Source organism: uncultured Gemella sp., assembly GCF_963525875.1.
GTDB lineage: Bacteria > Bacillota > Bacilli > Staphylococcales > Gemellaceae > Gemella.
Map to the genome: position 1 here is coordinate 18,728 of NZ_CAURMG010000014.1, position 22,559 is coordinate 41,286.

24 protein-coding genes are annotated in these 22,559 nt (G+C 29.7%); 3 read left to right on the forward strand and 21 right to left on the reverse strand.

Annotation, left to right across the window (positions count from 1 at the left end; all coding sequences use genetic code 11):
• Positions 1-2: 2 nt before the first annotated feature.
• From rpsJ to RWQ73_RS04095, 14 genes are all read right to left on the reverse strand, one after another.
• The gene (rpsJ, locus tag RWQ73_RS04030; RefSeq protein WP_003147624.1) at positions 3-311 is read right to left on the reverse strand and encodes a 30S ribosomal protein S10; all 309 of its coding nucleotides are present in this window, start codon (positions 309-311) and stop codon (positions 3-5) included.
• A gap of 347 nt (positions 312-658) precedes the next feature.
• Positions 659-1,045: a hypothetical protein gene (locus RWQ73_RS04035; protein WP_314085922.1), complete on the reverse strand. Its 387-nt coding sequence runs from the start codon at positions 1,043-1,045 to the stop codon at positions 659-661.
• A 78-nt stretch (positions 1,046-1,123) separates the two neighbouring features.
• Positions 1,124-1,789: an HAD family phosphatase gene (locus RWQ73_RS04040; protein WP_314085925.1), complete on the reverse strand. Its 666-nt coding sequence runs from the start codon at positions 1,787-1,789 to the stop codon at positions 1,124-1,126.
• 210 nt (positions 1,790-1,999) lie between these two features.
• Positions 2,000-2,650 (reverse strand): nitroreductase family protein, encoded by a 651-nt coding sequence (locus RWQ73_RS04045; RefSeq protein ID WP_314085928.1) that lies wholly within the window; start codon positions 2,648-2,650, stop codon positions 2,000-2,002.
• A gap of 252 nt (positions 2,651-2,902) precedes the next feature.
• Positions 2,903-3,586, reverse strand: coding sequence for a hypothetical protein (locus RWQ73_RS04050; protein ID WP_314085931.1), 684 nt, complete (start codon positions 3,584-3,586; stop codon positions 2,903-2,905).
• Between the two features lie 17 nt (positions 3,587-3,603).
• Positions 3,604-4,494, reverse strand: coding sequence for a DNA-processing protein DprA (dprA, locus tag RWQ73_RS04055; protein WP_314085933.1), 891 nt, complete (start codon positions 4,492-4,494; stop codon positions 3,604-3,606).
• A gap of 12 nt (positions 4,495-4,506) precedes the next feature.
• Positions 4,507-5,556 carry a competence protein CoiA family protein gene (locus RWQ73_RS04060; RefSeq protein ID WP_314085935.1) on the reverse strand — a complete coding sequence of 350 codons (1,050 nt, stop codon included), beginning with the start codon at positions 5,554-5,556 and terminating at the stop codon, positions 4,507-4,509.
• Positions 5,557-5,618: 62 nt separating this feature from the next.
• The gene (locus RWQ73_RS04065) at positions 5,619-5,900 is read right to left on the reverse strand and encodes a hypothetical protein (RefSeq protein ID WP_314085938.1); all 282 of its coding nucleotides are present in this window, start codon (positions 5,898-5,900) and stop codon (positions 5,619-5,621) included.
• Between the two features lie 42 nt (positions 5,901-5,942).
• Positions 5,943-6,758: a methyltransferase domain-containing protein gene (locus tag RWQ73_RS04070; RefSeq protein ID WP_314406786.1), complete on the reverse strand. Its 816-nt coding sequence runs from the start codon at positions 6,756-6,758 to the stop codon at positions 5,943-5,945.
• A 277-nt stretch (positions 6,759-7,035) separates the two neighbouring features.
• Complete coding sequence (tadA, locus tag RWQ73_RS04075; RefSeq protein ID WP_314406787.1) at positions 7,036-7,533, reverse strand: tRNA adenosine(34) deaminase TadA; 498 nt, start codon at positions 7,531-7,533, stop codon at positions 7,036-7,038.
• Between the two features lie 180 nt (positions 7,534-7,713).
• Positions 7,714-9,063: an HlyD family efflux transporter periplasmic adaptor subunit gene (locus RWQ73_RS04080; protein WP_314406788.1), complete on the reverse strand. Its 1,350-nt coding sequence runs from the start codon at positions 9,061-9,063 to the stop codon at positions 7,714-7,716.
• Between the two features lie 11 nt (positions 9,064-9,074).
• Positions 9,075-11,273 carry a peptidase domain-containing ABC transporter gene (locus RWQ73_RS04085; RefSeq protein WP_314406789.1) on the reverse strand — a complete coding sequence of 733 codons (2,199 nt, stop codon included), beginning with the start codon at positions 11,271-11,273 and terminating at the stop codon, positions 9,075-9,077.
• 15 nt (positions 11,274-11,288) lie between these two features.
• Positions 11,289-11,465: a hypothetical protein gene (locus tag RWQ73_RS04090; protein ID WP_314406790.1), complete on the reverse strand. Its 177-nt coding sequence runs from the start codon at positions 11,463-11,465 to the stop codon at positions 11,289-11,291.
• 11 nt (positions 11,466-11,476) lie between these two features.
• Positions 11,477-12,112: a hypothetical protein gene (locus tag RWQ73_RS04095; protein WP_314406791.1), complete on the reverse strand. Its 636-nt coding sequence runs from the start codon at positions 12,110-12,112 to the stop codon at positions 11,477-11,479.
• 213 nt (positions 12,113-12,325) lie between these two features.
• Between RWQ73_RS04095 and RWQ73_RS04100 the strand changes: the two genes are divergently transcribed.
• Positions 12,326-13,657, forward strand: coding sequence for a GHKL domain-containing protein (locus RWQ73_RS04100; RefSeq protein ID WP_314406792.1), 1,332 nt, complete (start codon positions 12,326-12,328; stop codon positions 13,655-13,657).
• Complete coding sequence (locus RWQ73_RS04105; protein WP_314406793.1) at positions 13,638-14,378, forward strand: LytTR family DNA-binding domain-containing protein; 741 nt, start codon at positions 13,638-13,640, stop codon at positions 14,376-14,378. The genes RWQ73_RS04100 and RWQ73_RS04105 overlap by 20 nt, the downstream gene beginning before the upstream one ends.
• 59 nt (positions 14,379-14,437) lie before the next feature.
• Here RWQ73_RS04105 and RWQ73_RS04110 read toward each other — a convergent pair whose 3' ends face one another.
• The 6 genes from RWQ73_RS04110 to RWQ73_RS04135 form a co-directional block, all read right to left on the reverse strand.
• Positions 14,438-14,788 (reverse strand): hypothetical protein, encoded by a 351-nt coding sequence (locus RWQ73_RS04110; RefSeq protein ID WP_314406794.1) that lies wholly within the window; start codon positions 14,786-14,788, stop codon positions 14,438-14,440.
• Positions 14,789-14,793: 5 nt separating this feature from the next.
• Positions 14,794-14,976, reverse strand: coding sequence for a Blp family class II bacteriocin (locus RWQ73_RS04115; protein WP_314406795.1), 183 nt, complete (start codon positions 14,974-14,976; stop codon positions 14,794-14,796).
• A gap of 14 nt (positions 14,977-14,990) precedes the next feature.
• A complete protein-coding gene (locus RWQ73_RS04120) occupies positions 14,991-15,200 on the reverse strand; it encodes a class IIb bacteriocin, lactobin A/cerein 7B family (protein ID WP_314406796.1) in 210 nt (69 codons plus the stop codon).
• 328 nt (positions 15,201-15,528) lie between these two features.
• A complete protein-coding gene (locus RWQ73_RS04125) occupies positions 15,529-17,850 on the reverse strand; it encodes an ATP-binding cassette domain-containing protein (protein ID WP_314406797.1) in 2,322 nt (773 codons plus the stop codon).
• Positions 17,851-18,091: 241 nt separating this feature from the next.
• Positions 18,092-18,706 carry a DUF1648 domain-containing protein gene (locus RWQ73_RS04130; RefSeq protein WP_314406798.1) on the reverse strand — a complete coding sequence of 205 codons (615 nt, stop codon included), beginning with the start codon at positions 18,704-18,706 and terminating at the stop codon, positions 18,092-18,094.
• A complete protein-coding gene (locus RWQ73_RS04135) occupies positions 18,693-18,965 on the reverse strand; it encodes an autorepressor SdpR family transcription factor (RefSeq protein ID WP_003144186.1) in 273 nt (90 codons plus the stop codon). The genes RWQ73_RS04130 and RWQ73_RS04135 overlap by 14 nt, the downstream gene beginning before the upstream one ends.
• 537 nt (positions 18,966-19,502) lie before the next feature.
• On the opposite strand from RWQ73_RS04135, the gene RWQ73_RS04140 reads away from it, so the two are divergent.
• Positions 19,503-20,501: a D-2-hydroxyacid dehydrogenase gene (locus RWQ73_RS04140; protein WP_314406799.1), complete on the forward strand. Its 999-nt coding sequence runs from the start codon at positions 19,503-19,505 to the stop codon at positions 20,499-20,501.
• A gap of 1,042 nt (positions 20,502-21,543) precedes the next feature.
• Here the strand turns inward: RWQ73_RS04140 and pyk are convergent.
• The coding region (gene pyk, locus RWQ73_RS04145; protein ID WP_314406800.1) for a pyruvate kinase at positions 21,544-22,559 on the reverse strand (1,016 nt) is incomplete at its 5' end.

Below are 22,559 nucleotides of genomic sequence, written 5' to 3' on the forward strand. Positions count from 1 at the left end.
AATTATAATTTTAATTCGATGTCAACACCTGATGGTAAGTTTAAGCTGATTAAAGCGTCAACTGTTTTTTGTGTTGGTTCAATAATATCGATTAGGCGTTTGTGTGTACGTTGTTCGAATTGTTCACGGCTATCTTTGTAAATGTGAACTGAACGTAAAATTGTGTATACTGCTTTTTCTGTTGGTAATGGAATTGGTCCAGAAACTTTTGCTCCAGAACGTTTTGCAGTTTCAACAATTTTCTCTGCACTTTGATCTACTAATCTGTGATCATATCCTTTAAGACGAATACGAATTTTTTGTTTTGCCATCATTTCTCCTCCTATACATTTATTCGCCGCTATCTAGTAGCGACTTCTCCACGAAAGTTCTCCAGCACGCCATGCCATGGCAAAGCGGCCGGGCGTGTCAGTAACCTTTCGCTTCAACGCAAGTCTTTTTCAAGACCAACATTAATTATTATACATGGTAAAAGCATATATTGCAAGTGTTTTGTCGAAAAAAATTTAAAAAATTTTATGAATATGTTTTCTTTTTTTTAGGGCTATTTTCTTTATCCAATATGGACTATATTATATAGAAGAAAAAAATTATTTTTCTCTTTAAAAAATAAAAGAACTCAGAGTTTTTACACCCTAAGTTCTTTTAAAATCTTATTTTATTTTAACGGTAAAATATTATATTGAATTTCTAGATCAGATGATAATAAATGAGATACTTTACAACGTAATTTAATATTATCTAGTACACCTTGTCTATCTCCTGCTGCTAGTTGTTCTTCTGTTCTATCTACATGAACATTAGCTACAATTTTTTTATTATCGTAATCTACAACCAATTCAGTTTCAATTACTAAATCTACTAATTCGTATGCTCTGAAGAAATATCCTTTTGCACACATACTAACACATCCATTGTATGCTGTAGCAAATAGATCCATCGGACCATCTTTACTTTCTTCTATAAACATTTTATATTCTCCACCAAGTGGTGTTGTTGCATATGAAGTAAAACCTTCTTTAATTTTTAAATTAGACGTATACATAACTGTCTCCCTGTGTATATTTGATTTTAAGATTACTCTTAATAATCTTATTATACTCCGCTAAATAGTTTTTGTATACTAATCCCTCTCAACAATTGACTTTATTGTTTGAACAAGATCCACATCCTTGTATTTATAATTTACACCTGAAAAATCCATGTACTTTGTTATATCATTCGTTTGAACTATAAGTGTCGCGCCTGATGATGCAGCTCCTAACGCCCCCGGACGCGAATCTTCTATAGCTATCGTATTTTTTATATCAGCACCTAACTTTTCTGCAGCCAACAAATAAATATCTGGAGCAGGTTTAGGATTAACTACATCTTCCTTAGTAGCAATAGCAGAAATATATTTATCAAAACCTTTTCTTTGAAGCCCAGTTTCAATATGTTCTCTTTTCCCGTTTGAAGCTACAGCCATCTTAATACCTTTATCATGAAGGTACTCCATCACTTCAGCAATACCCGGCAATACTGGAGCATTATGATAATTATCCAATATACGTTTTGTTATTTCTTCTTCGAATTTATCATACTCCTCACTAGGCATACCATACTTTTGGTTATAATACCTTTTACTAGTTTCTTCATTTGTTCCAGAAACATTTTGTATATAATCCATTTTATCAAGTTTTTGACCTAATACTTCCTCTGTTAAATCACGCATATTTTCATAATATACCTTTTCTGTATCTACTATTGTTCCATCAAAATCAAAAATTACCGCTTCTAATTTATCCACTACAAATCTCCTTTTTATCATCTATACATATACTTACTATTTTATAATGTAACCAAAAAAAATCAAAATAATATGGACTCAAAACAAAAGAGTAGCTAGAAAGCATCAACATCTTCAATATCAACACTATCAAACTACTCTTTATTAATCTTTTTATTACTTCTAAGAAATATATTTAAAAACTACATAAATCTAGCACTTTCACTTTGTTTATTCAAATCTAACCAATTTTTCCGCTCTTAACCTTACTGTAGGTCTCCCATCTTTTTCTTTTTTTCCTATCGCTATAAGCATTACTGGAATCAAATTCTCTTCTAGTTCAAATAATTCTGCTACTCGCTCTCTTATGAAGCCACCTATAATATTAGTGTCATAACCTTTAGCTCGGGCAATATTTGCAAACTGCATAGTCCAAAGCCCACAATCAAAATATACACCTTCTCTATTCTTATCAAGCGGTAAACTTTCTAACTGAGGACCCATCCCTTCCTCAAAACCATCTTTAACTTCTTTTGTCATGTAGCCTTTTTCTACAGCTTCTCCATATATTTCATCAAACTTGCTATAATAATTCAAATCACCTAATACGATAATCATTGCTGCAGAAGTATCATTTTGAATTTTATTAAAATTAGCACTACCTAATTTCTCTTTACCCTCTTGTGTATCCACAACAATATATCTCCAAGGTTGCAAATTGCAAGATGAAGGAGCTGTATTCGCTTCATCTAACATCTCTATAATTTCTTCACGCTTCATTTTACTACTCGGATCAAAATACTTAACCGATTTTCTTCCTTTTATTACATCAAAAAACTCTGGACTTTTCTTACCTAATAGTGTATTAAAAAAGTTTCTCACTTATCTTCTCCTTCTATAAATCTATTTTATATATTCTCTCCGTAAAATCACCTTCTGACCTTAAACAACTTGTAAATTATACTATACTTGATAATTTCTATCAACTAATACAGCTTATAATATAAAAATTAAACAAGTAGCTAATATTATTCCAATCAGCTACTTGCTTTAAACAATAATTTTATATCGTAATAACAATGCGTTCCTTTTACACATTATCAAATTTTCTATTATAAAATTTATCATAATTCTCTATTTCCCTAATAATACATCCACAATCATCTTTGGTTTAGTAACCATAAGAAGATGATCTGACTCCTCTATTTGTGTATAATTCATCCCTACCAATTTAAAGTAAGAAAAAACTATAAGTTTATTAAATACATTCCTACTTCTTTTCAATAGTTGTAAATTATCTACCCCCGCATATAAAGATAAATAATCATACTCTATCTGCGAGTTCGGTCTTACCATATATTCACTACCTTCTTTTCTAAGTTTTCTTAGGATTAACTCCACTAAAAACTCATCTTGCCTCTCTTCTACACTAAGTGTCTTTGATAGATATTCTTCTTTACTAGTGAACTTTATCTCTGGTTCAAAATATGTTTTTAACACCGATTCAGGAGGTATAGGTTCTAAGCCCTCGATGATAATTAGATTAACACCATCAAGGTACTCACTAAAAATCTCTAAACCGTTAAGTAAAACGACCGTACCATAAGAAGCAGTTACTATATAACCTCCTCTTCTTACATTCGTCATTTTATTTAATAGTACCTTCTCAATTTCCTTTTTTGATATAGATTTAAAACTCTCTTCGGTAAATTCAATAAAATCAAAGGTTTGGTCTGGTATATTTTCTAAGACTCTCGCCCAAATATATCTATCCCAACCTAGTGGATTAATAAATAAGATATCCGTCACTCTAATCATCCTTTCAAATATCTACACTAAAATCCTAATTCATTACCAAAATCCTCTAATTTATTTACAAGTATCGCCCCCTCTTTAATGTACTCATTCATCGCATAACTCATCTTATCGCCAAATTTCCCCGGTAGGCAGAATACATCAGAACCTATATCCAAGGCGAAATCTATCGTTCTTTGCGTTCCGCTTCTCTTCGCTGCTTCCGTCACTAAAAGTGCACATGACAATCCAGCGACAATCCTATTTCTTTCTAAAAACTTATATTTTCTAATAGGAGAAGTTGGGAAATACTCAGATATAATAAGATGGTTTCTTTCTAACTCTTTATAGAGTTTATAACTTTGTTCTGGATAAATAATATTGTGCCCATGAGCTATTACACCTATAGTGTATCCTTTACTATTTATAGCTCCCTCATGAGCAAGACTATCAACCCCAGTCGCAAGACCACTTACTATTACAAAGTTATTCATCGTTAAATATGGCACTATACTATTGAGAGCATCATTAGAATATGATGTGTTATTTCTGCTTCCTACTATAGAAATCTTTCTTCTAAAAAGCAATATATCTTTATTACCTCTATAAAATATAACAAATGGATAATCATAAACCCTAAATAATTCCTTCGGATAATACACATCATCACAAAACATATATTTCACATTATAAAATTCAAAATAACTCTCAAAATCAAAGTCCATATTATTATGAAGCTTAGTATAAATCTCTTCAGCATTATCTCCAAAATATATAGCTAGCTCCGGTATAGATAATTTCAAAATCTTTTCTATACTATTTAAATCTTTAAATACCCTGTGCATCTTTAAAGTCGTAACTTTCTCTATAGCTATTAAAGAAAGCAACACTCTTTTTTGTTCATCTGTAAAACTTTCAATATACTCCCCCATAATTTTATCCTCTTATTTGACATTTTCAACTAATAGAGCATAATACTCTTTAAATACTTTTAAGAAAATTTCCCCTTGTTGAACATTATTAATATAAATACTATCTTTAAATTCTATAATATTGCTCATTATTCTTATAAGTTCCGAGTAACTTTTACCTTCATTATAGAACCTATACATCAAACCTTGCCAGTAAATAAGCGGTGTTCTTATAAGGACTTGCTCCAGCATATTAACACCTATAATTTCTGGTATGTTATTCAGCTCAATATGCTGATTATAAAACATACTCAAAACTTTATTTTTTACTGTCTTATCATATTTAATTTGTTCATATACATAATTTTCAACATCAGATGGATATATTTTTGACGTTAAGTCTTTATCTAATAGTTTCAAGTCCAGCGGTACATCAAACTCATCAATACTTAATGCAGTCTTTATACAAACAGCATTTCTTTTCTTCAAATTATGAGCCCAAATTTGATAAAACTCAAATTTTTTATTTATATTATCCCAGCCATAAAAGAATACCTTACCTTGATAATAATTCAAAAAATTATCCACAAATGGCGCATACCTAATATAGCTTATACCATCATAACTCTTTAACTCTTTTATGAATTTGTTTGTGTCTATTAACCAAATTAATTTTAATCCTGCCTTCATATACCCTTTAGTTCTAGCTTTGATAAGTTCAAAAGGAATAACCGACCTTTGATACTCAAAAGCAATACTATTATCTTTAATAAAAACATCTGCTATTTGAATATCATTTTTTTCTCCTGTTTTAAAAATATGTTCGACTTCTACATTACGATATTTCTTTCTAAAATGCTCATAAAGATCCTTCTTCGCCTCTAAATGCTCACTGCTTTCTTTCTTATATGTTTCAAACTCACAAGAGCAGTTTTTAGCATGTGCAAAATGCGATTGAATCTTTACTCCTTTTTTGAATATAACCTTGCCCCCACATATCGGACAATGATACTCCTTATTTTTTTCTATATCATTATCCAACGCATTAAAAACTTCATCCTCACTATCGTATGCTACGTACATAATATTTCTCCTTTTTTGTACTACACTACCAAACTACTAACGCCCACTATTCAATTGTCAAATCACTTTATATATCTATATTTTCGATAAATGAATCCATCAATTTCTATCTCCACAAAATTCGTAAGATCCACTCCAAAAATTTCTTCCACCTCATTATCACTATCCACTAAATATATTCTTCCATCTCTTTCACAAAGATAATAATTAGTTTGACGAATACTAGCCTCTCTCATAAGATATGTATCTTCTTCATTTAACGAAAAATCAAGACACTTCTTGTACCATGGACTCTTTGCATGTTTTTTAACCTCAACAACATGATCATATTTTGTAGTATTCATATCATAACCCTCCTCTTTTATTATTTCCCCTTACTAAATACTCTACTTTTTACAAACTAAAAGTTCCAAATCTATCGTAATTTCTTTCAGTTTGTTAATATCATCTGCTGCAATAACTTTTGAAAATGTTAAAGGGGTCATCTTAAGAAAATTCTGCGCTTGTTCCTTAGTCAGCTTAAATGTATCGCTCACAGTAATTCTATCCACGACTGTACAATTATCCTCAATTAACTTCACGGTATCACTATTAGTATATTCCTTACCGCCAATCAACTCTCTAATCTCTCTAAGGTAGTTTGCGTTCGGAATAATTTTTATCAAGTATCCATTATCACCTAACACTCTGAAGAACTCCTCATAATTAGCTGGCGTTAATATGTTAAGAATACACGAGACACTACCATCTTTAAAAGGTAGATTAGCTAAGTTAGCCACCATATAAGGGTTTAATTTGTCTTCTTTAACAGCAAGCTCTATCGCATCCTTACTATTATCCAAACCGTAAAAATATTTCTCAGGAAATACTGTTTTTAATTCCTTGATGTAATATCCTTCCCCACATCCTATATCTAGCACAATATCTTTAGCATATTTTCCTACTAAATTTTGAATGTTTTTTAATACATTTGTATAAAAACCGTTACTAAAAACCTCATTACGAGCCATAAATAGCTCTTCACTGTATTTTGTCGGTTTGTAGTTATTAATCAAATGAATATATCCTTTTTTAGAAAAATCATAGCGGTGGTTATCATCACAAACTAAACTAATATTTTCTATATATGATTCGGATAAACACTTAGGACACAAGTATATTTTCTTCCGATTAAACTTCTTTATTACATTTTCTATTTTCATTAGAACTCCTCTATACTTTCTATGATTATTGTATCAAATTTTTTAAAATAATGATAGCGAAAAACAGTTGAAAAATTAGAAATTTTCGCCTTTTTTAGATTTCTTCTTTAGTTTATTTTTAATAAGTAACTATTTATTTTATTACTATATATTAAAACAAAAATGACGACACAATTCTTTGGAATATTTTTATCGTCATTATATTTATATATTATTATCTTTAATTATTTTATATTTATATTTTAAAAAAATTTAAATTTATAAATATATTGAATGTTTATTTCTTTTTCTTCTCTCTAAGTTCTTTAAAGAAGCTCTTCATAAGCATAGAGCACTCTTCTTCAAGCACCCCAGAGATGACCTTAGCCTGATGATTAAATTTATTCTCACCCACTAAATCAATACAACTACCACAACAACCGTACTTAGGGTCACTCGCTCCATAAATAACATTTTCGACTCTAGCTTGAACAATTGCCCCACTACACATAACACAAGGTTCAACAGTAGTATATAAATAACTATTATCAAGCCTCCAAAAACCTTGCTTCTCACAGCCTTCTTTTATAACTAGCATTTCCGCATGATTCAATGCCTGTTGATTTTCTTCACGAGTATTATGAGCCTTCGCAACGACCTTATCATCAATAACCAACACAGCTCCAATAGGTACTTCACCTTTAGCGTAAGCTCTCCGCGCTTCTTCTAGCGCCATCTCCATATAATAAGAATGATCTTTCACACCACTACATCCTTCCGCAAATATTATGTTCATTTTATTATATCATATTTAGAAATCGTTGGAGGTAAAAAAGAGATAGTATAGAAATTGTTTTATCCCTTGAATTTAAAAAAGTCAGCTTCTCTATAATTCGACTTTCTAATATCAATACAAATTTTATCTATACCATCTCTTCCTAGACATAATTATTATAAATTAATCTACAATGTATCATTAAATGCTAATTTTACTACCACCAAATAAATGTCTTTTTACATAATTCCACATAGACTCTTTTCCCACTTTTACATTTGCAGCACCAACCATTCCGTATGCAAGTTTTTCATCTCCACTTTGTACATCTACTTTCACTTCATAGACAGTAATATTTTGTTCTTTATTAGAATCCTTAACTTGTGTTGTAAAAGTAGTTGGTAATTCTGAAATCTCTTGAACTTTCCCTTTAACAATACTTTTATCCTCATTATCAAACTGAATAGTAATTTGTTTATCTTTTTTCATACTTTTAATATCCTTCGGTTGAATATATAAGATAACCTTATTTTTGCTTTCTTCTTGAAGGATACTTACTAGTGGTTGTGATAATTCTACCCCATTGCCTTTTGTTAGATTTTTTTCTAATCTTATTCTTCCTTTATGAACAGCCTTTATTTCTAAATCATTCATTAACACTTTATTACCATTAACCTCACTAATTTTCAGCTTTAATGCGTCATCTACTTCAGTAAGTTTTGAACTTATACTACTTAATGTAGTAGTTTTTAAATTTTCTACTTTTGCATTTCCCTGAGTCGCTATATCACTTGCCGTTGCATTAATTTCGCTATTTCTTTTATTAATATTTTTATAGGATACATCTATTGTTTTTTGTAATTTTGATAAATCGCTTTGTCCTTGCGATATTTGTTCTTTTAATCTCAATTTCATCTGAGAATCTTGCTCATTATTATATAATTCGATAATCTTATTTATTTTTTCAACTAACACTTCTTTTTCCACTTCTAAATTATCCACTGCTGAAGTATCGTTCTTTCCTCTCAGTGCCGAATTCGCTTGAACATTATTTTCTGTTTGAAGTGTATTTATACTTTGAATATAATTATTATACTCATCAATATAACTTACCGGATCATCTGAATTTAGTTTATTTACCCCACTACTAATACTATCATGTAATCTTTGTAGTTGTTGTTTTTTCTTCTCTAAATTCTCTTTAGTCTCATTAAGTAGTTTTGAATTTACTTCTTTTTCTATATTTTTCAGTTTTAATATTTTATCACCTTCTTCAACTGTATCTCCATCTTTCTTATAAACTTCTTCTATTTCGGCTTTTGACGTAGCTTTTAAAGTTATAATATCTTTAGAAGGTTCTACACTTGCATTAGCATCTACACTAATATCAACCTTAAAAAATGTTATAAATAATACTAATATAACTAATACTCCTACTAATATCATAAGAAGTTTCTTTATAAATACTGGTGGCTTTTTATTTAGGAGAACATTACTATCTTCTAATTGTTTTAAACTATATAATTTTTTCATTCCATTTTTATTTACCATAGTAGTTTCTCCTATATCATTTGATTCTTCCATAGCTCATAATACTCGCCCTCATTACAAATCAGTTCTTCATGTTTACCTGTTTCTACAATTTTTTTATCTTTTAATACAAATATTTGATCTGCATGTTTTATCGTACTTAACCTATGGGCTATCATTATTATTGTTGGCTTTTCATCTTTAAATCCTGTTTCAAAATCTATTGTTTTTAATCTTTTTATAATCTTTTGTTCTGTAATAGAATCTAATGCACTAGTTGCCTCATCTAAAATTAAAATACTAGGTTTTTTCAGTAGTGCTTTGGCAATAGAAAGGCGTTGCAGCTGACCTCCGCTTAAATTTTTCCCATTTTCTTCTAGTACAGTTTCATACTTCTGAGGTAGACTCTCAATAAATTCATGTATTTCCGCATATTCACAAGCTTTTACCACATCCTCTATACTCTCTACAAAATCAATACCGTATAAAAGATTCTCTAGTATAGTTCCACTGAAAAAGAAGGTATCTTGTGTAACATATGATATTCGAGAGCGTAAATATTCATCTTTTATTGCTTCTATTCTATGACTATCTATTTTTATCTCTCCTTCGTCTGGTTGATAAAATCTCACCAATAATTTCGCAAGTGTAGATTTCCCACTACCACTTTCTCCTACAAAGGCAATGTGTTGCCCTGGATAAAATTTTATATTTATATTTTCCAAAACATTTCCACGATTTCCATATCCAAAACTAACATCTTTCATTTCAGAATGAACACAATACAATGGATAATGTGGCACTGTACATTTATAACTATTAGTTCCAGATTGCGCTTCACTCTCACTCTTGAGTTCTAATATTTCTCCTAGTCTTTTTGTCGCTATTGTAGCTGACTGTATTTTAGGTTGTAATTCTATGAAACGTTCTATAGGTCCTAAAAAATATATTACTAATGCGTTAAATGTTAGTAAATCTCCTAATGTCATTTCTCCTCTTATAACATAAGTCGAACCTATCCATAGAATAAATAAACTTACTGCTAAATCTAAGAAACCTTTTATAGAACTTTGAGCATTCGTGTACATACCAAGCTTAAATATTTTCTTCATTAGTTTTATAAAATAACTTTCTGCTTTAACAAAAATTTCATCTTCAGCTTGATATGTTCGTATTGTTTGAATACCACTTATCGATTCAACTAAATATGAATTTAACTTCGCATTTGATTCCATTTGTTCTTCATTATATCTGTTATATGGTTTAGAAAAAGCATAAGCTAAAGATATGTATATCGGAATAGTCAGTAACGTTATTAAAAATAAAGTAGAATTTTGAATATATAGAATTATACTTCCTACTATTATCATTACTATATCTATTAGAGATGTTACTGCCGCCGATGCTATCGCGTCTCTTATTTTACTCGCATCCATAAAACGAGATAAAATCTCTCCTACTTTTCTTGTTTCAAAGAAATTCATAGGCAGACTTAGCACATGTTTATAATAACCCAACATCAAGCTAATGTCTGTACGCATTCCAAAATATAGTATCAAATGATTTCTAGCAAATGTTAAAACATTTTGTAATACATACATAAATAATATCCCAAGCGATATAGTATGTAAACTGGTTAAAAGTTGATTTGGTACTATATCATCAACCAAAAATTTAAAATAAAACGTTCCTAAAAAACCAAATAGGTTTAAAAATAAAGACGCTATAAATATGGCGATAATAAGATTTTTATTCGGCTTCAGCACACTCAACATCATCGGTAGGAATTTTATGCTTTCATCACCTTTTTTAAAGTATTTATTCTTTTCTATTAATACCAATACCCCTGTCCAATATTGACAAAATTCCTCTATTTTTTCTGTTCTACGTCCTTTAGCAGGATCCACAACAGTAACTATATTATTTCTCACTTCTTCTATTATAACAAAATGAGCAAATCCGTCTTTTGTTATTACATGTGCTATTGATGGAGTAGGTATTTCGTTTAAAGCCGAAGGATCTTCGGCACGAACACCCCGAGCATTAAACCCTAGCTTCTCAGCTATTTTCATAAGCCCTGCAATATTCGTGCCCTGAAGATCTGTCCCCCCGTACTCACGCAATCTTGTCACAGATACGCTATAACCATAATAATTAGAAATCATAGCCATACAAACTGGTCCACAGTCTTTTGGATCTGTTTGTTTTATAAATTTTATTCTTTTTCTCATTATATGCTCCTTAAATTAAGAAATATTAATATTATGTTTTCCCTCCACTATTTCCTTTTTCTTTACCCAAAAATACTCTAAAAAATCCATAAAATATCCTCCACCATTTATTGTTTCTACTTCAATTTTTGTTAATTTTAAAAACTTACTATTTTTCTTATTTTGTTTAATATTATTTTTATCTGTTTTCATGATAATTCTCCTTATCTTACACCTGATGTTCTAGGCAAAATTTTAACTTTATTAACTTCTACACTACTTTTAGTACTTTGAATTTTTTCTATATTATTATTGATATATATTGATTCTTTATTATTTTCTTTTCTATTAATATTAGAGTTTTTCACTTCTCTCTTATCTATGCTTTTAGTATCTTCTTTAAAAAATCTATCATATAAACCCTTAGCTGTTATCCCAATTCCTGCCCAACCATTTACTACTTTACCTTCTTTTACATATAATACAGCTGGTACTCCAGGGATTTTTAATTTTGAAAGAAAAACTTTAGCATCTTTATCTAAATCCGGACTTTCTATATCATAATAATTTAGCTTATTTCCATATAAAATATTAAATTCTCTCAATATTGGAGAAAATTTTCTACAGTGTGGGCAAGTTTTTCTTCCGAGATATAGTACAAATGTCTCTTTATTTTCAAATTTAGAGTAAATCTCTTTCATATTTAACTTATTAAATCTATCCACATTTTGAAGATATTCATCTTCTGTAACTCCCTTTTCTTCTATCTTATTATTAACCACTGTATCATTCGCATGAATAGTTGAAGTATTAGAAAATATAGCTGATACAACCATAATTGACATTAATATTTTATTCATTTTTTTATCACCTCATGTATATTATTATAAGTACTCTCTTGATAAGCATCTAATTATCAACATTATACTATTTATATTTATTATACACTGTTCTATTTTCTAAAAATCAAATTTTACCTAAACTGATATTTTCTATACCTAAAACTGATTTTTTATTGATTATCCATGTAAATAATGATAAAATTTTACTTATAATTATAAAGGAGAAAAAACATGGAAAATCATTATGTACTTTTAGGTGAACGTATTATTAAAATACTATTATTATCAATCCCTATATTATATATATTAGAAAACCAATTTTCTCTAAAATTCAACAACAAATCATATATACTGTTCATTACAATATTTTCTTCAATCTATCTGGCATCTTTCTCTATCCTGGGATACTTTATTATAATATTTGCCGCAATACCAATTACGTTTGCATTTATATATAACAAGATGCGTGTACGTATTTTCAATATTTTAATAATCATTTTATATATCACAGTTTTAATAAAAATCTCTGAGATGGTAACAGGACTTTTATACATATTTATACATATTAAACCAGAACTTATCAACTTCGTAGATCTACTTGTATACTGTATTTTAACTGTGATTATCACTAAAAAAGTAAAAATAAATTTAGATATGATATTTATAAAAGAATATAGAAAAATTCATATATTTCTACTATCAATAATAATATTTATACTTATATTCTATAATTACTTGAGTATATATTCTCTATTAGGAAAAGAAGATATTCCGTTATATTATATGTCTATTATAACCATTTCAGTATTTTTTATATTATTTTCTTCAATCACATATAATCTAGTAAAAAATACTAAAATTAAGTCGGAAGTCAAAAGCGAAAATCAGAAACTTGAACAGCAAAAGAAGTATATTTTAGCACTAGAGAAAAACAATAATGAAATTAGGAAATTCAAACATGATTTCAATAATATCATTTTAGGATTAGATGGCTACATCAATAACGATGACTTTAATAAAGAAAAACTAAAAAAATACTTTAACAGCACGATTATGAACTTCAACAATAATATAGAACTCAATAATATCGTTATAGCCAAACTAGACTCGATAAAAGTAAGTTCACTTAAAAGTCTAATTACAAACAAAGTATTAGTAGCACAAAATAATAACATTGATATTGATATCAATATTCAAGGTAAGATAAATGACTTTTACACAGATGAAATGCAACTAAGTAGAGTTTTAGGTATTCTATTAGACAATGCTATAGAAGCATCCCTTGAACTTACTCACGATAAAAAAATCGAGATGAATATTATTCAAATCGATAAAACTACTGATATCCAAATATCTAATACCTTTAATAACACTGGAACACCTATAGCAGATTTTAACAAAGAAGGATTCTCAACAAAAGACACTAATAGAGGATTAGGTCTAAGTTCCGCTCATGAAATTGCCAATAAACTAAATATGCTGTTGAATACTGAAATAGATGGGAATACTTTTGTACAAATATTAACTATCGAAGGAGAAATGTATGAAAATCTTAATATGTGAAGATAACAAAATAATGCTCGATATTATACATAAAACTGTTGCAAACTACACTATGATTCATGATTGGAATAACGTTACTATATTCCCAACTAATAATGCAACAGAAACATTAGAGATCATTAATAGCAAAAAAATAGATTTCTTTTTCCTTGATATTGATCTTGGAAATAATGAAATCAATGGTATTGAGTTAGGTAGAAAAATTCGTGATATAGATCCTTTTGCTAAGCTTATCTACATTACATCTCATGATAATATGCAAAACATTATCCTACAAAAAATGATTTCACCTTTTGCATATATCTTAAAAAACAAGGTCAGTTTAGAAAAAGAAATATGCTCCGTTTTAGAATCTGTTTATAGTCAATATAAAAAAGAAATAGTCACAAATCCAAATACTAACAAAATACCCATAAAAGTGGGTACAAGACAATTATTTTTCCATATAGATGACATACTGTACTTCGAAACTTTCGGAAATCACAAAATATCAATCGTATTAAAAGATAACAAAAACTACTCGTTCTATGGAAAACTATCAGAAATTGCACAACTTAATAAAAAACTTATATACTGTCATAAATCATACATCATGAATATAGACAACTTATTAGAAATAGAAAAAGATAAACTAGTATTTACAAATAATGTCGAATTACTATTATCAGAAAACACAATACGAAAAATCAAAAAAACTATTAAAGAAAACTCCAATAATTAAAAATAAAACATGGCGACGATATAATGATACAAATTATATCGTCGCCATGCTTTTTAGTTTTATTTAGTTAACGTTTTATATTCAATAATATTCTTTGTAGCAATAATAGCTAACACACCTAAACTTAGCATAAATAATTTTAAATTAGCTTCTGCAAAATTTTGATTAATATATGCAAAAAGCAATATTACTACTAATGTGCTTGTATTTCCTATTATTTTCGATTTTACACGATGTGTAGCAGGAAGTTTCCTAACCAAAGCAAACACCTGAACAAATACTGTCATTACAAATATTGCTAGTAACGTAAGAATAATACCTGGGTTAACCTCTGTAAAACCGAATGTTAAGAAGTATATAAGTATAAAGAATACCACAAATCTTAAAGATAATTCTATAATATTCTTCATAATCTCTACCAGGCAAATGCTCCAGCACAAAGAAGTGGTGAATAATGTGCTGCAATAAGCCCGCCTGCTACTCCTCCAACAACATACCCTGCACCTGTCCATGCTACACTACAAAGAGCTGTGCCACCCCAATTGAATCCACCTGCCACGTTAACTAATTGTTCTTTATTTAATTCTGTATATTTCATAATATAATTCTCCTTTATTTATATTGAATACCTAATACTCCGATTGCACACAGTCCTGCTGCTCCTGCTAACGTTCCTGGTAATCCATATATAGATAGTAATGCCAGCTCTTCAGCTCCTGTTGCTATAGCAGCCCCACAACTAGCTAGGGCAAATCCCAACTTATCTCCACCACCATCAATATTGTGCAACTCTACCTTATTAAGTTCTTTAAATTTAATCATTATAATTCCCTCCTGTAGGATAAATTTTGTACTCAACGTTGTTTACATTCTTATTGTATCAAAGATTTGTTAGTTTAGTTCATTTATTACCTAAAATGATATTTTCTATACCTAAAATAAAATAATAAAAAACTCGAAAATTCCAATCTTAATTAAGTTGGTTTTCTCGAGTTTTTCTTAATGTGTTTTTATTTTATTCTTTAACTCTCCTAATTATTAGTCCAAAAATATATTTCCACTAGGACATCTGCTATGAACAGGAATGTCAACACACCTAATACTATAGCGTGCTGTCTTTTTTCTTATAGAATAAATAGCAGATAGATTATTATTCCGTTCTTAGCGCTTCTACTGGATTTTTCTTCGCAGCTATTCTCGATGGAATAATACTTGCGATAAGCGTTAGTACTAAACTAAGAGCTATTAACCCTATTGAGGCTTGAGCATTTAATGACGCTGTGAAACTCTCCACTTCTAATCCCTTAGCAACTGCTCTACTAATAGGAATAGATAGAAGCATAGTCACCACTACACCTACAGTTCCTGAAATAAATCCGATTAATCCTGCTTCTGCGATAAAGATTCTTGTAATATCTTTTTTGCGAGCACCGATTGCACGAAGAATACCAATTTCCTTCGTTCTTTCTACTACAGATACATACGTTAGTATCCCTATCATAATAGATGATACAATTAATGAAATTCCCGCAAATGCCGATAGGATTAACGAAATTGTATTAATCATCTGTGACATAATTGTTGTCATCTGCTTCGCCATATCCGCATATGTAATACTATATTTATGATAATCTGAGCTGTCTGAACCATATTTGTCAGCCACTTTTTTATTAAAATTATTAATAACCTCAGCTATTTTATCACGATCATTGAAAGATTTTGGATAAAGCATAATTGCGCTTGGTGTAGATTTTCCACCTATTGTCGCAAGAATCTGATCTGCCATATCCGCATCAATCTTCTGACGCGTCGCCACATTTACAGTTTTATCCTTTTCTTGAGCAACTACAATATCAGATTTAGCCTCTTTTTCCAACATCTTATTTTGTAATGATTTTGTATATCCGATTGTCATCTGAGGTCTAGTGAAACTATCTTTAGCTTTTAATATAGCCACTACTTTAACCTTCGTTCCCGAATCATACATCTTAGTATCAACATCACGCGGAACAAAACCATCACTGATTTTTCTATAATAGTTATTATTATCTATAACGCTAAATTCTTTTCCAATAATATCTTCATACTTAACTTTTGAATTTTCATCAAAACCTAATGCTTTCAACGTAGCTTTGTCGATTTCATTATTTTTCGCAGTAAATAATACAACTTCATTTTCACTAGGATATTCAAAATTATCTTTAGATGATTTTATCACTTCGTATTGATTCATAATCATATTCTTATCTTCTGGTAGTACTCCAAAAATACCATCACCTAATGCATCTTGATCTTGTTTTACAGCAATTACATCACCTTTTGTATTTTTAGTCAATGCCTGTATTGTATATCCTTGAGTAAATTCAATCGCGGAATAATAATCCTTTGCATTATTTTGAATATAGTTTATAAATGTTTCTCCATTTCCTAATGCGTCCACCGAATACAAGTTTCTATGTACATCACGGCTAGACTTCGGTACTAATTCTGAGCCATTAGAGTCTTTTTCTGAATTATCATCATCAACACTAAGTCCGAAATTTACCTGATTTGCACTAATCATAATCGGCATAGATGATAAGTTTTCGTTTTGCATCGTTTGAATATATTTATCCATTCCCGATGAAATAGACAATACTAGACCTATACTAATAATCCCTATACTGCTAGCGGCAACCGTCATAAATGTACGGAATTTTTTCGTAAGAAGGTTTTTAAAACTAGATTTAATCGCACTACCAAATGCCATCGCAGTTTTTTTCAAAGTAAAGCCATTATCAGCGACCTCTTCAGCTACATACGGATTTGTATCTTCTTGAATCTCTCCATCTTTAACCCTTACTATTCTATCACTATATTTTTTCGCTATTTCTGGATTATGCGTTACCATTATAACTAACTTCGTCTTACTTATCTCTTTTATAAGTTCCATAATTTGAACACTAGTCTTACTGTCTAACGCTCCTGTAGGCTCATCAGCAAGAATAATCTTTGGATCAGTTACTAATGCACGAGCGATCGCCACCCTTTGCATCTGACCTCCAGAAAGTTGATTAGGTTTTTTATACAGATGCTCCGCTAAGCCAACATCTTCTAATACTTTCTTAGCCTTTTCATGATTTTCTGAATTAGAATGCCCTGAGATAGACAAAGCTAATTTTACATTCTCAATAACACTTAAATGAGATATTAAGTTATAACTTTGAAATACAAAACCTATAGTCCCATTTCTATAACTATCCCAATCTCTATCTCTAAACTCTTTAGTAGAACGCCCCATAAGAGCCATATCGCCAGATGTGTATTTATCTAAACCACCTATAATATTTAATAACGTCGTTTTCCCACTTCCACTAGCACCTAAAATCGATACAAACTCATTTTCTCTAAAATGAATATTCACAGATTTTAGTACTTCTACTTCACTACCACCAGTATTATACTTCTTAACTATATTTTTAAGTTCTAACACTCTATGTCCTCCTAATCTAATTTCATTGAAAATAATAATTAGTTTACATAAATTATTTTCATAGTTTCAATTATACCATAAACTTCTAATCTCTAAAAGTAATATCCTAAATGATTAAATCTAAAATTAATCTTAAGTTAATCTTCAAAATAAATTCCAGTTCAAAGAAAAGAACTGGAATTTAACCTAAGAATAATTTTTAGCTGTAATCTACTTTAAAAGTTTAAAATAGAATAAGTTACTAACCTTTATACTTTTTAACCAAATAAAAGGGTAAAACCGCAGAGGCAATTGCAAAAATAACTATTAAAACTAATGCTACTATAGAACTAAAGAATCCACTAATAAATATAGCAACTCCACTAAAAGTCATATGCAATGCGTAACCTCTAATCACTTTTTGCTCATTGACACCTTTTTCTAAACCAAAAAGATTAAAATTGTATTTTCCCCAAAATTCTTTTTTAGGCAGATAGTTACCAAGTATAATAAACACTATTCCGATAACAAACACTGTTAATTGTGGTACATTAAAATTATTATCTAAAGCATATGCTACTATGCCACCTTGAACTAGAACACTTATCAAAGGTATAATTCCCTTAATTATTAGCGCCCCTTTTTTCGGAGTTTTATCAAAATCAACTACTAGCGAAATTATTCCCTGAACTATCGCTAAGAATATAGGAACACCAATAATCGCATAAGTTTTACTCACAAAATTATCCGGTTCTCCTTTAGCATTGAAATGTACGGCTATTTGTTCAGGTAATACATTATAATAGTACATCCCCATTAATATCGGTAACAAGCATATTGCAATTCCTAAAAACAAACTCTTTTTATCTACTCTCATCATCTTTTCCTCCTAAACCATAAATCCACACCAGTACTTCTTCAAATACGCTGGCATTTAATTCGTAATAAATAAAGTTTTTATGCCTAGTTTCTAATATCAAACCCGCTTTTTTTAGCTGAGTTAAATGATAGGAGACAGTAGCTCCTGTTAAATGAAATTCCGAAGCTAGTTCTCCAGCACTTTTCTTCTCTTCTTTCAACATTTCTAGTATATTTCTTCTTACTGGATCAGATATTGCCTTTAAAGTTTCACTCATCCCATGTATATCACTCCTTCATATAACAAACTGCAATTCTATTTAGATATCTTTCTAAATAGATTATAACTCCACCTTATATTAAAGTCAAGAACTATTTAGAAAAATTTCTAAATAGTTCTTGATAGTTATATAGGACACTATCCCAACTGTACTATTAAATAAAAAATTTTTATAATCGTAATTTTAATTAATATAAATAACATTTAATAATTAAAAATTTCAATTATCACTTAATTCAAACAAATATGCATTTAATTTATGCTTTCATTATATATTTCATAATAAACACATCTATATAGGTATCCATATAGGATTCTGTTTATTAAATATATTTTCTGTATTATTATTTATCTCCCTATTGACATAATCTATTTTTCTGTTAAAATAAGAATTGTAAACGCTATCTTTTATGTGTTATTACTTTTTATACCGTTATGTTTTAACTGAAAATTAGATACAATTAATACTTATTTATTTCTTTTTCTCAATCTAATATTCAGTTAAAATATAAAAAAATTAAAAGGAGATTCTATTATGAAATTAGCACTATTTAACTTGAGAGAAGATGAAAGACCATTTGTTGATGCATGGTTAAAAGAACATCCAGAGGTAGAGATTGATCTACATGAAGGCGAACTTCAAGCAGAAACAAAACACCTATTAGATGGAAAACAAGGAGCTGTAATGTTCCAAAATAGACCATTTGCAAAAGAAGTTTATGATTACGCTAAAGAGCAAGGTGTAAAAGTTATCGCAAACAGAATGGCTGGATTCGATATTTACGATATAAAATATATGCGTGAATTAGGAATTAGTATGACAAACGTTCCAAGATATTCACCTAATGCAATTGCTGAACATGTCGTAACAACTGTATTATATATAAGTAGAAATATTAGAAAAATTTTAAATAACGTTGAAAAACATGATTTTACATGGAATAAAAATATTATTTCTCGAGAGCTTAGAACACTTACTGTTGGGGTTTTAGGTACAGGAAATATCGGTAGACAAGCTGCAACTTTATTCAAAGGATTAGGATGTAAAGTTATAGGTTATGATTTGTACCCTTCTGATGCTGCTCGTGAGGTATTGGATTATGTTGATAGCATCGATGAATTATTAGCTCAATCTGATGTTGTTACAATTCATGTTCCTGCTACTAAGGAGTATACTCATATGGTAAATGATGAGTTCTTTAGCAAAATGAAGGACGGTTCTATCTTCGCTAATGCCGCTCGTGGTGTTCTTGTGGATACAAAAGCTGTTATTCGCGCTTTGGATAGTGGTAAGTTATTAGGGGCTAGCCTTGATGTATATGAGCACGAAGGAAATTATGTACCAAAAGATTTCTCAAATAAAGATTTCGATGATTCTTTAATGCAAGAGTTGATCGATAGAGACGATATTGTCTATACTCCACACACTGCTTTCTATACAGAAACAGCAGTAAAAAACCTTGTAGAAGGTGCACTTAATGCTGCAGTTGATGTAATAACTACTGGAGATTCTCCTAATATTGTTAATAGATAATTCAGATATAATTGGAGTATGACGAGAAGATATTATTCACACTATATTCTACATTAATAATTCGCTAACAACAATATATTTAAAGATACTATTTTAACAATTAAATACAACACTACATATGTTATGGGGATGATTCGACAAAATCTTGTTTCTTGGAAATCACGATTTTTGAGTCACTCCCATAATTTTTTATAATTTTTAATTTTGCAAATGACACTATTTGTCAGTTTGCATAATCAAAACATTTTCAATCATCGGTAATTTTACAATATTTTTATTTGTATATACATGATTAAGTATGTAAAAATATTTTTAACAAGAATTATTTCCCTGTTATATTTCAATTGACAACAGTCTATATTTTGATAAAATAGAGGTGTAAACAGTTAGTAAGATAATTTTATCATTAAAATATTTTAGTATAATTAATATTATTTTTATTTCTTTCCAATTATACTATTTGTTGCATCTTGATATTAATTACTACTAAAATATATAATCCTGGGAATACATTATTAAGTATTTTCAAATAAAATGATAATTATTATATGGGTCAATAGATAAAGGGGATATATCTATATATCTCATACAATCCTTTGGATTGTTCTTAGAACTGTGGAAGTTATTTAACTTTCATTTAATCGACTATACTATATATAGTCATAAATTTCCTTTCGGTTGTTAAAATTTTTTTAACAATAAACTTTTAATTTAATTTCAGGTTTTAACCTGATTACTACAAAATAACTATTTATCCTAAATTTTTATTTTGTGTTCATATAACGAAAAACAGTCCTTTAAGGGCTGTTTTTTGTTTTAATGTATTTTCTGTAAAAATTCTTACATCACAAATAGATACAGATATAACAGTCATTCACTAACATTATTATTAATAAAAAAAGGAGTAATTCGGCAAAATCAATTTTGCCGAATTACTCCTTAAAGCTTATTAGATAGCAGTAGACCTCTACGTCTACACGTTTTCATAAACTTTTTTAATCTAAGACTTTGAATTCTGTCCTTTTTATTTGATTTTCTTATATTAATCAATTACAGAAACTTTTAAGAAGTTAGTTGATCCTACATTACTTCTTGAAGTGTTAACTGGGATACCACCAGTAATTACGATAGCATCACCTTTTTTAGCATATCCTGAAGTTTCTGCGATAGCTTTAGCTGTTTCTAACATTTCGTCAGTTGATTTAACTTGGTTAGAGATTTGAGCATCTACTCCCCATACTAAACTTAATCCACGAGCAACTTTTTCACTCGGTGTTACAGCTAAAATAGCTGCATTTGGACGGTATTTAGAAATTAATCTAGCAGTTTGTCCTGATTCAGTGTATGTTACGATTGTGTGTAAATCTAAGTTTAAAGCTGTATATCCTACAGATACTCCAATTGCATTCGTAATATCTTTAGAAACGATTTTTTTAGAACGTGCTTTTAAAATACGAGAGTAATCTTGCATTTCTTCAGTACGTTTAGCAATTGTAGCCATTGTACGAACTGATTCAATTGGGTATGCTCCCGCTGCAGATTCTCCTGATAACATAATTGCATCAGTTCCATCGTAAATTGCGTTCGCTACGTCAGATACTTCAGCACGTGTTGGACGTGGATTTTTTTGCATTGAGTCTAACATTTGAGTAGCTGTGATTACGAATTTACCAGCTGCATTACATTTAGCAATAATATCTTTTTGCATGATTGGTACTTCTTCTGCTGGTACTTCAACCCCAAGGTCTCCACGAGCGATCATGATACCATCAGATACTTCAATAATTTCATCGATATTGTCGATAGCTTCTTGACATTCGATTTTAGGGATGATTTGAACGTGTTCGCATCCTTCTTCTTTAAGAATACGTCTAACTTCTAGCACATTTTCTTTTGTACGAACAAATGAAGCAGCAACAAAGTCAATATCATTTTTACATCCGAAACGAATATCTTCTTCGTCTTTTGGAGTAATACCTGGTAATTTTGTAGATACACCAGGAACGTTAACTCCTTTTTTGTTTTTAAGTACTCCACCATTTTGGATAGTTGTGTAGA